Source organism: Williamsia herbipolensis (assembly GCF_036153515.1).
In the GTDB taxonomy this organism is placed as follows: Bacteria; Actinomycetota; Actinomycetes; order Mycobacteriales; family Mycobacteriaceae; genus Williamsia_A; species Williamsia_A herbipolensis.
The window spans coordinates 1,745,740-1,757,622 of the sequence record NZ_CP108021.1; the positions used below are offsets into that span (position 1 = coordinate 1,745,740).

General features: G+C 68.8%; 13 protein-coding genes. 6 read left to right on the forward strand and 7 right to left on the reverse strand.

The genetic code is table 11. The features are described 5' to 3' along the window. The first annotated feature begins 17 nt into the window (after positions 1 to 17). From OG579_RS07820 to OG579_RS07840, 5 genes are read left to right on the forward strand one after another with little or no spacing between them, the layout of a single operon-like run. Positions 18 to 746 carry an SDR family oxidoreductase gene (locus OG579_RS07820; protein ID WP_328858674.1) on the forward strand — a complete coding sequence of 243 codons (729 nt, stop codon included), beginning with the start codon at positions 18 to 20 and terminating at the stop codon, positions 744 to 746. Continuing rightward, positions 743 to 1,645 (forward strand): NAD(P)-dependent oxidoreductase, encoded by a 903-nt coding sequence (locus OG579_RS07825; RefSeq protein ID WP_328858675.1) that lies wholly within the window; start codon positions 743 to 745, stop codon positions 1,643 to 1,645. Before OG579_RS07820 ends, OG579_RS07825 begins: the two co-directional genes overlap by 4 nt. After that, positions 1,642 to 2,010: a carboxymuconolactone decarboxylase family protein gene (locus tag OG579_RS07830; protein WP_045823775.1), complete on the forward strand. Its 369-nt coding sequence runs from the start codon at positions 1,642 to 1,644 to the stop codon at positions 2,008 to 2,010. The genes OG579_RS07825 and OG579_RS07830 overlap by 4 nt, the downstream gene beginning before the upstream one ends. Beyond that, the gene (locus tag OG579_RS07835; protein WP_328858676.1) at positions 2,007 to 2,630 is read left to right on the forward strand and encodes a PaaI family thioesterase; all 624 of its coding nucleotides are present in this window, start codon (positions 2,007 to 2,009) and stop codon (positions 2,628 to 2,630) included. The genes OG579_RS07830 and OG579_RS07835 overlap by 4 nt, the downstream gene beginning before the upstream one ends. Further along, positions 2,627 to 3,910, forward strand: a complete 1,284-nt coding sequence (locus OG579_RS07840; RefSeq protein WP_328858677.1) for a cytochrome P450 — start codon at positions 2,627 to 2,629, stop codon at positions 3,908 to 3,910. The genes OG579_RS07835 and OG579_RS07840 overlap by 4 nt, the downstream gene beginning before the upstream one ends. Here OG579_RS07840 and OG579_RS07845 read toward each other — a convergent pair. After that, positions 3,898 to 4,182: a DUF2277 domain-containing protein gene (locus tag OG579_RS07845; RefSeq protein WP_055792737.1), complete on the reverse strand. Its 285-nt coding sequence runs from the start codon at positions 4,180 to 4,182 to the stop codon at positions 3,898 to 3,900. The genes OG579_RS07840 and OG579_RS07845 overlap by 13 nt on opposite strands. Before the next feature lie 29 nt (positions 4,183 to 4,211). Beyond that, entirely contained in the window at positions 4,212 to 5,183 is a 972-nt protein-coding gene (locus OG579_RS07850) for an NADPH:quinone oxidoreductase family protein (RefSeq protein WP_328858678.1), read from the reverse strand. Between the two features lie 40 nt (positions 5,184 to 5,223). Here OG579_RS07850 and OG579_RS07855 point away from each other — a divergent pair, with 40 nt between their 5' ends. Next, positions 5,224 to 5,889: a class I SAM-dependent methyltransferase gene (locus OG579_RS07855; protein WP_328858679.1), complete on the forward strand. Its 666-nt coding sequence runs from the start codon at positions 5,224 to 5,226 to the stop codon at positions 5,887 to 5,889. A 73-nt stretch (positions 5,890 to 5,962) separates the two neighbouring features. Here OG579_RS07855 and OG579_RS07860 read toward each other — a convergent pair whose 3' ends face one another. The 5 genes from OG579_RS07860 to OG579_RS07880 are packed head-to-tail and all read right to left on the reverse strand — an operon-like array spanning position 5,963 to position 11,706. Continuing rightward, the gene (locus OG579_RS07860) at positions 5,963 to 6,811 is read right to left on the reverse strand and encodes an LLM class F420-dependent oxidoreductase (protein ID WP_328858680.1); all 849 of its coding nucleotides are present in this window, start codon (positions 6,809 to 6,811) and stop codon (positions 5,963 to 5,965) included. Positions 6,812 to 6,862: 51 nt separating this feature from the next. Next, a complete protein-coding gene (locus tag OG579_RS07865; protein WP_045823780.1) occupies positions 6,863 to 7,975 on the reverse strand; it encodes a prenyltransferase in 1,113 nt (370 codons plus the stop codon). A 3-nt stretch (positions 7,976 to 7,978) separates the two neighbouring features. Further along, the gene (locus tag OG579_RS07870) at positions 7,979 to 8,692 is read right to left on the reverse strand and encodes a class I SAM-dependent methyltransferase (RefSeq protein ID WP_055793823.1); all 714 of its coding nucleotides are present in this window, start codon (positions 8,690 to 8,692) and stop codon (positions 7,979 to 7,981) included. Then, positions 8,679 to 9,944 carry a glycosyltransferase family 4 protein gene (locus OG579_RS07875; protein WP_045823781.1) on the reverse strand — a complete coding sequence of 422 codons (1,266 nt, stop codon included), beginning with the start codon at positions 9,942 to 9,944 and terminating at the stop codon, positions 8,679 to 8,681. The genes OG579_RS07870 and OG579_RS07875 overlap by 14 nt, the downstream gene beginning before the upstream one ends. Positions 9,945 to 9,996: 52 nt before the next feature. Next, positions 9,997 to 11,706: an FAD-dependent oxidoreductase gene (locus tag OG579_RS07880; protein ID WP_328858681.1), complete on the reverse strand. Its 1,710-nt coding sequence runs from the start codon at positions 11,704 to 11,706 to the stop codon at positions 9,997 to 9,999. Between the last annotated feature and the right edge of the window lie 177 nt (positions 11,707 to 11,883).

Sequence of the window (11,883 nt, forward strand, 5' to 3'; positions counted from 1 at the left end):
ACGAGACAGGACAATTCATGAGGTTCGAAGGAAAGACCGCCATCGTCACCGGAGCCGCCGGCGGCATCGGTGAGGGCTACGCACGAGCACTCGCCGCCGAGGGAGCCCACGTCGTGATCGCCGATCTCTCCGACGAGGCGGGCGAGAAGGTCGCCGCCGACATCGGCGGGCACTACGTCCACACCGACGTCGCCGACGAGGCGTCGGCGAAGGCGCTGGCGCAGGCCACCCTCGACGAGTACGGCCAGATCGACTACCTGATCAACAACGCTGCCATCTACGGCGGCATGCAGCTCGATTTCCTCATCACCGTGCCGTGGGACTACTACAAGAAGTTCATGAGCGTGAACCTCGACGGCGCACTCAACGTGACCCGCGCGGTCTACGGCCACATGAAGCCCGGCAGCGCCATTGTCAACCAGTCCTCCACCGCCGCATGGCTCTACAGCGGCTTCTACGGTCTGGCGAAGGTCGGGATCAACGGCCTCACCCAGCAGCTCGCGACCGAGCTGGGTGGATCCGGGATCCGCGTCAACGCCATCGCACCCGGGCCCATCGACACCGAGGCCACCCGCTCCACCACGCCGGGCAAGATGGTCGCCGACATCGTGAAGAAGCTGCCGCTGTCGCGGATGGGCACCCCGAAGGACCTCGAGGGCACGTGCCTGTTCCTGCTCTCCGACGAGGCCTCCTGGATCACCGGGCAGATCTTCAATGTCGATGGCGGACAGATCATCCGGTCATGACCGCACCCGACACCGCGTTCGGGGTCGGGTTCATCGGCCTGGGCAACATGGGCGCCCCCATCGCGCAGCGGTTCGTCGCGTGGCCCGGCGGGCTCACCGTCTGTGACGCACGCCCCGAGGCGACCGAGAAGGTCGTCGCGGCCGGGGCGAGCGCGGTCGCCACCGCCGCCGAGGTCGCCGAGCGAGCCCGCGTCATCTCCATCACCGTCCTCGACGACGCCCAGGTGCGGTCGGTCGTCACCGGCCCCGGCGGCATCCTGGAGACCGCGACACCGGGGACCGTCGTCGCGGTGCACTCGACGATCGCCCCCGACACCGCCGTCGAGCTCGGCGAGATCTGTGCCGCCCGCGGTGTCGATCTCGTCGACGCACCCGTCTCCGGTGGCGCCTCCGGAGCCGAGCAGGGGCGGCTGGCGATCATGGTCGGTGGTCCCCGCGCCGCCTACGAGAAGGTCAAGCCGGTGTTCGCACTCGCGTCCGACATGACCATCCACGCAGGTGATGTCGGTGCGGGTACGCGGATGAAGTTGGCGCGCAACCTGCTCCACTTCATCTCCTTCACCGCGGCCACGGAGGCCAGCCGGCTCGCCGAGGCCGCAGGTGTCGACATCGTCAAGCTCGGCAAGGTCGTCCGACACACCGATGCGATCACCGGTGGAGCCGGCGCGATCATGTTGCGTGACACCACCGCACCCATCGCCGACGACGACTTCTGGCATTCGGTCTTCACCCACGTCCGCGGTCTCGGCGAGAAAGACGTCGCGCTCGCCCTCGAGCTCGCCGCCGACCTCGACGTCGACCTCCCCCTGGGGCGCATCGCCCTCGAGCGACTCGGCGACGGTCTCGGCGTCGGTCCCGGCGAGATCGCCGCCTCCCACCCGAACGGAGTCACCCGATGACCGAGATGAGCGAACAACGCCGCAAGGGCCTGGCCAAGATGGCCGAGGTGTACGGCTTCGATCTGTCCGACGGGCCCGGGGACTACTTCGCCCACACCGCCGACCACCTGTTCGGCGAGGTGTGGACGCGCGAGGGACTCACCGTCCGCGACCGGCGTCTGCTGCTGCTCGGCGCACTCGCCGCGTCGGGCCTCGACGACGTCGCCGAGATCCAGGCCGGGGCCGCGTTGGGCAACGGCGAACTCGAGCCCGATCAACTGCGCGAGATCGCCCTGTTCCTCTGCTACTACATCGGATGGCCGTTGGGCACGAAGCTCAACTTCACCTTCGGCAGGGTCATCGACAACTTCGAGAAGAATCGTTGAGGCAGTTCGTCTTCGAGGACATCACCGCCGACGAGGTCGCCCGGCGCGCAGAGCTGTACACGCCGCTCACGAACTCGGTGCGTGAGCTGGTCGACGCCACCATCCGCACCGAGGTCGATCCCGACACCATCGGTGCGGCGCGGGAGCTGATCGATCGGGCCACCGCTCTGCTCCGTGCACAGCAGTGCGACGGTCCGCACGGGGTGCGCTACACCGCCGACGGGACCGGGATGCCCTGGGGCAACCCGGCGATCGGGATCCGCAACGCCATAGCGCCCCCGATGGTGGTGACCCGCGACGGCGATCACCGGCGCGTCGCCGACGTCGTCCTGGGCGCGGCGTACGAGGGACCGCCCGGGCTCGTGCACGGCGGGATCTGCGCCCTGTTACTCGACCACATCCTGGGCGAGGCCGCGAGCGCCATGACCGGCACCCTGACACTGCGGTTCGAGCGGGCGACCCCGCTGGGGCCGGTTCATCTCGAAGCGGCGGTCACCGGGACGGACGGCCGCAAGAAGACCGTTCGCGGTTCGCTGTCGGACGCCGACGGCATCACCGTCACCGCCGAGGGCATCTTCATCATGCCCCGGACATTCGACGACCCGGAAGGATCCCCATGACCACCGATCTGCCCACCCGCTGTCCGTTCGGGGCCGGCTGGGATCTCACCGATCCCGCCCTGCTCGAGAACGGCATGCCCCACGCCGAATTCGCACAGATGCGCCAGACGCGACGCATCTTCTGGATCGACCAGGATCCCGAGGTCGGGCCGTTCCGCGACAGCGGGTACTGGGTCGTCACCCGACACGCCGACATCCGTGCCATCTCGAAGAACTCGGTCGACTTCTCCAGCAACACCCAGGGTGCGGTCATGCGACTGCCGGACATGATGACGCCCGAACTGCTCGAGTACACCAAGGCGATGTTGATCAATCACGATCCGCCCGAGCACACCCGGTTGCGGAAGGTGGTGTCGCGCCTGTTCACCCCGCGCGCGGTCAACGCCCTGCACGAGGTGCTCGACGCCCGCGCCCGCGAGATCGTCTCCGCCGCGATCGCCGGTGGCACCGGCAATTTCGTGGACGATGTCGCCGTGGACCTCCCGCTCTCGGCCATCGCCGATCTCATCGGGGTACCCGCCGAGGACCGGGAGAAGTTGTTCACCTGGACCAACGCCGTGATGAACACCGACGACCCCGACTACGGCGACATGGACGCCGCCGAGGCCAACGCGCAGCTACTGGGCTACGCCTACGCGATGGCCGAGGACCGCCGGAAGAACCCGGCCGAGGACATCATCACCACGCTGGTCAACGCCGACGTCGACGGGGAGGCACTCGACGAGGCCGAGTTCGGCTTCTTCGTCATCCTCATCGCGGTGGCGGGCAACGAGACCACCCGTAACGCGATCACCCACGGCATGAACGCGTTCCTCGACCACCCCGAGCAGTGGGAACTGTTCAAGCGCGAGCGCCCGGCGACCGCCGCCGACGAGGTCATCCGCTGGGCGACACCGGTGCACTGCTTCCAACGCACCGCCATCAACGATGTGACGCTCGGCGACGTCACCGTCCGCGCCGGCGAACGCGTCGGGATGTTCTACAGCTCGGCGAATTTCGACCCCGAGGTCTTCGACGACCCGCGAACGTTCGACATCACCCGGAATCCCAACCCGCACCTGGCCTTCGGGGGCAGCGGCGCGCACTACTGCGTGGGCGCGAACCTGGCGCGGATGGAGGTCGACATCATGTTCAACGCCATCGCCGACCTCGCGCCCGACATCATGTTCAACGCCATCGCCGACCTCGCGCCCGACATCACCAAACTGGCCGATCCCACACGACTGCGTTCCGGGTGGATCAACGGTGTGAAGGCACTTCAGGTCGACTACCGCGGTTGACCGGCCGCGCGGGCCGCGATGCGCGCCTGCACCTCGGGGCGGCGCAGGGGCGGCACCGTGCGGGGCGGCTGGCGTCGGGCCGGCAGCGCGTCGAGCAGTGCGGTGGTCGCCGCGGTCACGGTCGCCACCGCCGTCTCGAAGGCCTCGGCGTTGGCCGGGGAGGTCTTGGCGATCCCGCTGACCTTGCGCACGTACTGCCGTGCCGCGGCCTCGATCTCGACCGCCGTCGCCGGTGGCTCGAGCCCGCGGAGCTCGGTGATGTTGCGACACATGATGTCTCCTGCCCCACTGAGAGATGTGACTAGTCGGCGATGTGGATGACCGCCTTGCCGAGGATCTGCCCGTTCTCGAGATCCGAGAGCGCCTGCGGCAGTTCGGCGAGCGGGTAGGTCCGGTTGACCGGCGGGCGCATACCGTCGGCGATCATGGTGGTCAGCTGCTCGTGCAGCTCGGTCGGCAGGTTCGGGTGGGTGCGCAGGTACTCGCCCCAGGCCGCGCCGACGACCGCGATGTTGCGGAAGAGCACGCGGTTCAGCTTCACCTGCGGGATACCGCCGGCGGCGAACCCGATGACGACGAACCGGCCGTCGGTGGCCACCTGCCGCAACGCCTCGTCGAACACCTCGCCACCCACGGGGTCGATCAGCACGTCGACCCCGGCACCACCGGTGAGCTCCTTGACGCGGTCACCCCACCCGTCGGTGAGGGACACGACCTCGTCGGCCCCGGTGGCCCGCAACATCTCCTCGGCGCCGTTGCGGTGCACGATCGCGATGACCCGCGCACCGAGTGCCTTGGCGACGGCGATGGTCGCCACGCCCACGCCGCCGGCACTGCCCAGTACACCGACGGTCTCACCGGGCTGCAGGTGCGCACGTGTCTGCAACGCGAACAGGGCGGTCTGGAAGTTGATGCCGAGCGCCGCGCCCTCGTCGAACGTCAGCCCCTCGGGGATCGGCAGGAGTTGCGCGGGCGCCGCGGCGACCTTCTCGGCGAAGCCACCGACCACCGACATCACCAGCACCCGGTCACCCACCGCGTACCCCGATCCCTCGGGCGCCTCGGCGACGACGCCGGCCACCTCGGTACCGGGTGTGAACGGTGTGGGCAGGCGGAGCTGGTATTTGCCCTGCGACATCAGCAGGTCGGGGAAACACACCCCGCAGGATTTGATGTCGACGAGGACCTGCCCGTCGGCGGGTGTCGGATCGTCGACGTCGGTCAGCGCCAGCCCGCCCGGGCCGGTCTCGGAGTTGAGCACCTGTGCCTTCATGCGGGTAACCCTACGCGGGCTCCGCCGATAGGATCAGCGCATGACCACACCCCGTGTCGACGCCGGCGTCGCACCCACCGACGCCCAGATCGCCGCCGCCGACGCCGCCCCCGGCTTCATGCCCGCCGACGAGGCGATGGCCCTGTACGACGTTGCGCGACAGTATCTGTCGAAGGACGACGCGGTGGGCATCGGCGTCGAGATCGGCACCTACTGCGGCAAGTCGACGGTGTACCTCGGCGCCGCGGCGCAACCCCTCGGCGCCACCGTGGTCACCATCGATCACCATCGCGGATCCGAGGAGCACCAGCCCGGGTGGGAGTACCACGACACCGCGCTGGTCGACCCGCACACGGGCACCCTCGACACCTCGGCGCGGTTCCGCCGCACCATGTTCGACGCCGGTCTCGAGGAGACGGTGATCGGCATGCTGACGCGGTCGACCACCGCCGCACGGGTGTGGGGTCGACCGGCGGACTTCGTGTTCATCGACGGCGGCCACAGCAGCGAGGCCGCCCAGGACGATCTCGCCGCGTGGTCACCCTGGGTACGCCTCGGTGGCGCCCTGCTCATCCACGACGTGTTCCCCGATCCCGCCGACGGCGGTCGACCGCCGTTCGAGATCTATGAGAAGGCGCTCGCCTCGGGCGATTTCACCGAGGTCGGTGTCCACGGCTCACTGCGCGTGCTCGAACGGATCCGCTGACATCGTCCGACCAGGGGCCCGCCGTGGTCGATATGTCCACGGCGGCCTGCTCCTCGGACGATGTCCGTCGAGATCAGCCGAGGCCGAGCTGACCCGCGCGCTTCGCCAGATATGCACGGGCGGTGTCGACGTCCTGGTCGGGGACGCCGTACAGCGCGAGGGTGACCCCGAGATCGTCCCAGCGGGCGAGCTTCTCGGGGTCGGGCCTGCCGTCGAGCGCGACGATCTGCGGCGTCCCGGTCCGCCCGTGATCGGCCCAGATCTTGTGGAGTAGGCGCACCGAGTCGTCGATGTCGGTGTCGGTGGGGGTGGTGAGCCAGCCGTCGGCGTTCTTGGCGATCCAGGTGAAGTTCTTCTCGGTGGCACCGGCGCCGACGATGACCGGGACACCGGGCTGTTGAGCGGTCTTGGGCCACGCCCAACTCGGCCCGAACTGCACGAACTCCCCGGAGTACTCGGCCTCCTCCTGCGACCACAGCGCACGCATCGCCTCGAGGTACTCGCGCAGCATCGTGCGGCGCCGATCGGCGGGCACATGGTGGTCGCCGAGCTCGTCGAGGTTCCACCCGAATCCGACGCCGAGGGTGACCCGGCCGTCGGAGAGGTGGTCGAGGGTGGCGATCTGCTTGGCGAGGGTGAGCGGATCGGACTGCACGGGCAGCGCGACCGCGGTGCCGAGACGGATCCGCGTGGTCACCGCGGCGGCCGCGCCGAGCGACACCCACGGGTCGAGGGTGCGCATGTAGCGGTCGTCGGGCAGCGAGGCGTCACCGGTCTGCGGGTGGGCCGCGTCGCGGCGGGTCGGGATGTGGCTGTGCTCGGGCACGAAGTACGCGGCGAATCCCGCGTCCTCCACGAGCGGGGCCAGAACCGCGGGGCGCAGACCGCGATCGCTCGTGAACTGCACGATTCCGTATTCCATCGGTCCTCCGGAGTCCGCACCCGTCAGCTTGACGCGCGTCTGGACACCAGTCTAGGCAATTGTGCAGTCGCAGGAAAGCCCGGGCACGTCGCCGGCCGAAACGGTGACGTCGCGCAGTGGATCGGCGTCGCGGAAGATGCCGTTCGCCGCCGATGTACGGCTCAGCGCGTCGGCGGCGAGCACCACCGCCGCCGAGGTCCAGCAGCTCTTCTCCACCGGCCAGCGCTTGCCGTCGGAGAACACCAGACCCGTCCAATAGGAACCGTCGGGGTCGCGCAGGTGCTGCATGTCGGCGAACAACCGGCAGGCGTCGGCGTCGTCGCCCAGACAGTTCATCGCCAACACCAGCTCGCACGTCTCCGCGCCGGTCACCCACGGACGGTGGTCGACGCACCGGATACCGAGACCGTCGACGACGAACTCGTCCCACCTCTGTGCGATGAGCTCCTGGCCCGCCCGCCCGCGCACCGCGCCCCCGAGCACCGGGTAGTACCAGTCCATGGAGTGATCCGACGGCGGCAGGAAATGACCGGTGTGCCGGCGCAGCGCATGCCCGAGTCGCATCTGCGCATCGCGCCAGGCCGGGGCCGGCTGACCGACCGCCTCGGCGATGAGTGCGGCGCATCCGAGCGCCTGGTGGATGCTGGCGCTGCCGGTGAGCATCGCCGACTCGAACACGCCGTCGGCGAGACCGAACTGCCCGCCGGTGTGCGGCAGGGGGTGCCCGCCGCCCCAGTACATCTGGCCACTCGGCGCCTGGAATCGCAGCACCAGTTCGATCGCCGCCCACACCGTCGGCCACATGTGGTCGAGGAACGCCCGATCACCGGTGATGAGGTGGTGATGCCACACCCCGACCGCGATGTAGGCGCAGAAGTTCGCGTCGGTGTTGGGATCGGCGACGCGACCGTTCACGAACTTGATGGGCCACGACCCGTCAGGGCGCTGGGTGCGCCGCGACCACTCGTAGGCCTTCTCGGCCTCGGCGAGCATTCCCGTCACCGACAGCGCCATCGCCGACTCGATGTGATCCCAGGGGTCGGTCTGGCCGCCGGGGAACCACGGCAGCGCGCCCGACGGCTCCTGCATCGCCGCGATCGCGGCGCCGGTCTCGAGGCACTGTTCGGAGGTCAGGACGCCCGGTACCGAAGGTGTCCGGGCCATACCTCAGGCGGGTTTCGTGAGGTACAGGACGACGGACTTGCCGACCAGGGGGTTGAGCGCACGCTCGGCGACCCGCGTGAGCGCCGGGGCACTCATCATGTCCCACACCAGCATCCGGTGATAACCCTTGACCAGCGGGTTGTCGTTGTTCTCCACCCCGACGGCACATTTGAGCCACCAGTACGGCGCGTGCAACGCGTGACGGTGGTCGGTGCCGGTCACCTGCAGGCCGGCGGCGCTGAGCTTGTCGGCGAGTTCGGAGGCGCGGTAGATGCGCACGTGTCCACCCTCCACCTCGTGGTAGGCGTCGGAGAACGCCCAGCAGATCTTCTCCGGCCAGTACCGGGGCACGGTCACCGCGGCACGCCCGCCGGGCTTGAGGATGCGCACCATCTCGGCCATGGCCTCGGTGTCGGCGGGTACGTGCTCGAGGATCTCCGACATGAGCACGACATCGAAGCTGTTGTCGGCGTACGGGAGATGCAGCGCGTCACCGACCTCGGTGCGCGCCTTGGCCGATGCCGGGACCTGCTTCTCGGCGATCATGGCGTCGAACATCTCCGACACCTCACCCATGTCCGACTCGGACTGGTCGAAGGCGATGACGTCGGCTCCGCGCCGGAACATCTCGTAGGAGTGCCGTCCCTGGCCGGCACCGATGTCGATCGCCGTGGTTCCCGACGTCACGCCGAGGCGATCGAAATCAACTGTCAGCACGAGCATCTCCTGTTGTCTTCGCGGCTATCGCACGCGTGTAGTGGGCGGCGGTCCGCGCGGCGACGGCGGACCAGCTGTAGCGCGACTGCACCCGGGCGCGCCCTCCGGCGCCGAGCCTGGTCCGCAGGGCGGGATCGTCGAGCAGTCGTCCGATCGCCGACGCGAGGGCGCCGGAGTCCATGGGCGGCACGTGCAGTGAGGCCTCGCCGTCGGCGCCGGCGACCTCGGGGATCGCGCCCGCGGTGGTGACCACCAACGGCGTGCCGCAGCTCATCGCCTCGATGACCGGCAGGGAGAAACCCTCGTAGAGCGACGGCACGCAGGCGACCTCGGCCGACGAGATCAGTTCGCCCAGTTCGGCGTCGGTCAGTCCCGACACCACCGACACGCGATCGGCGATCGCCAGATCGTTGATCATCCGCGCGCTCGGGCCCTCGGGATCGAGCTTGGAGACCAGCACCAGTTCGACGGGGCGCTCGGCCCCGAGCTTGGCGACCGCCTCGAGCAGATACGACACCCCCTTGAGCGGGGCGTCGGCGCTCGCGACACACACCACGCGACCGGCGACGCGCTCTCCGCGCGGCCGGAAGATCTCGGTGTCGACGCCGAGCGGGATCGTCTCGATGACACCGGGTTCGATGTCGAAGGCCTTGCGGATGTCGACCTCGCTGCTCTTCGACACCGTGAGCAACGCGGGGATCCTCCGCGAGACGCTGCCCTGCATGCGGGCGAAGGCATGCCAGCGGATCGCGGTCAGCTTCCGCCATCCGCGCGCGGCCTTCACCGCGAGCGTGCGGTCACGCGTGATCGGGTGGTGGATGGTGGCGACGACGGGCAGCCCGCGGCGCTGAATGTCGAGCAGACCCCAACCGAGACACTGATTGTCGTGCACGACGTCGAAATCGTCGCGGCGCGCCTTGAGGATTCGCGCCATCCGCAGGCTGAACGTGAGCGGCTCGGGGAAACCGGCGGTCCACATCGTCGCCACCTCGAGCACGTCGATCCAGTCGCGGATCTCGCGCGGGCGCGGGGTACGGAACGGGTTCGGCTCGCCGTAGAGGTCGAGGCTGGGCACCTTCGTCAGGCGCACGCCGTGGTCGAGCGCGACCTCGTCGAGGTCGGGGTAGGGCTGACCGGAGAACACCTCCACGCTGTGGCCGAGGACGGCGAGTTCACGCGCGAGATGGCGGACGTAGACGCCCTGGCCACCGCAGTGGGGTTTGCTCCGGTAGGACAGCAGAGCGATGCGCACGCACGACCCTCTTTCTGGTGGAAGTCTTTCTCGGATGGGGGGGGCAGTGAGATCAGCCTGCCGCGGCGCCCTCGAGTTCGTGGACCCGGACCAGTTTCACCCGACGGCGACCCGCCTCACGGCCCGCGGACTTCTCCGCGGCGTCGATGCTCTTCCATCCACTGCCGTCGATGCGGTTCGCACCACGACCGGAGACCAGCTCGGCGATCTTCTCACGCGGTGACGACGGCTCGGCCAACACACCCTCGGTGAAATCGGCGAGCACCGCGAGCGCGGTCTGCTGACCGTCGAGGCGATTCATGCCGATACCGCCGGTCGCGCCGCGCTTGATCCACCCGGTGACATACACCCCGGGCAACACGTCCCCGTCGACCTCGGCGAGCACGCGTCCCTCGGCATTGGGGACCACACCGTGCGCATCGTCGAACGGCAGATCGGTGACCGGGACCCCCCGATATCCGATGGCGCGCATCACGATCGAGGTCTCGATGTCGAAGGTCTCCTCGGTCGGGGTGACCCCGACACGCTCGCCGTCCACCAGTGCGTTGCGCACGCAGACCAGCTTCGAGACCGCACCCGCCTCGCCCTCGGCGCCGTCGGCGCTGAGCTCGACCGGCGACACCAGGTAGCGGAACACCACACGCTTGGCCGCACCCGTCTCACCACGCTGTGACACCGCATTCTCGCTTCGCTCGGAGAACTCCCGGGCGATGCGGATCTTGGCCGCGATGGTGGAGTCGAGCGACCCGTCGGACAGGCCCGCCTCCGACGCGGCGTCGAGGGTGAGCTCGGCGGGATCGATGACGACGTCGACGCCGGGCAGGTCACCCATCGCGAGGAACTCGGCGTTGGTGTAGGCCGCCTGCGCGATGCCGCGGCGACCCAGCAGCACGACCTCGGTGACGTTGCTCGACCGCATGCGCTCGATCGCGTGGTCGGCGATGTCGGTCGTCGCCAGGGTGTCGGGGTCGGTCAGCAGGATGCGTGCGACGTCGAGGGCGACGTTGCCGTTGCCGACGACCACCGCACGTTCACTCGACAGGTCGAAGTCGAGATCGGCGTAGTCGGGGTGGCCGTTGTACCAAGCCACGAACTCCGTCGCCGGGATGGACCCGGGCAGGTCCTCGCCGGGGACACCCAGCTTCTTGTCGGTGGAGGCGCCGACGGCGTAGATGACCGCCGAGTAGTGCGCGAGAAGCTCGTCATGGGTGACGTGGGTACCGACCTCGACGTTGAGGAAGTACTCGAAGGTCTTCTTGTTGGCCGTCGCCGCGAACTGCTTCTCGACACCCTTGGTCGACGGGTGATCGGGCGCGACACCGGCGCGCACCAGTCCGTACGGGGTGGGAAGACGGTCGAACATGTCGACACGGACCGCGGAGTGACGCACCAGTTCCTCGGCGGCGTAGAACGCCGCGGGACCGGCGCCGATGATCGCGACGTGGAGCTCCTTGCCCTGCGGCAGCGGTGGCTGCTTGCGCGGGGGCACCAGGCCGCCGGACACGTCGTGGTCGGTGTAGTAGTCGGCGTTGATCTGCAGGTAGCGCTCACCCTTGGTGTCGAGCTGGTCGTCGGGGAAGATCGCCTCCACCGGGCACTCGTCGATGCACGCACCACAGTCGATGCAGGTGTCGGGATCGATGTAGAGCATCTCGGCGGTGACGAACTCCGGTTCGTCGGGTGTCGGGTGGATGCAATTCACCGGACACACGGAGATGCAACTGGCATCGTTGCAGCACGGCTGTGTGATCACATGCGCCATGAGAGTCTCGACCTCGGCTCGCTCGGACGCGCCCACCCGAGGTGGAACGTGTTCTAGTTGTATGCGTTTTGTCCACTGTAACCGTGGCCTGCAAGCAGGCCTGAACACCGGTCCGTGTCCTCGCTGAGCCTATGCTCCGAAGGTCCAGTCGGGCGTGCCGAGGGTCACAAGACACTC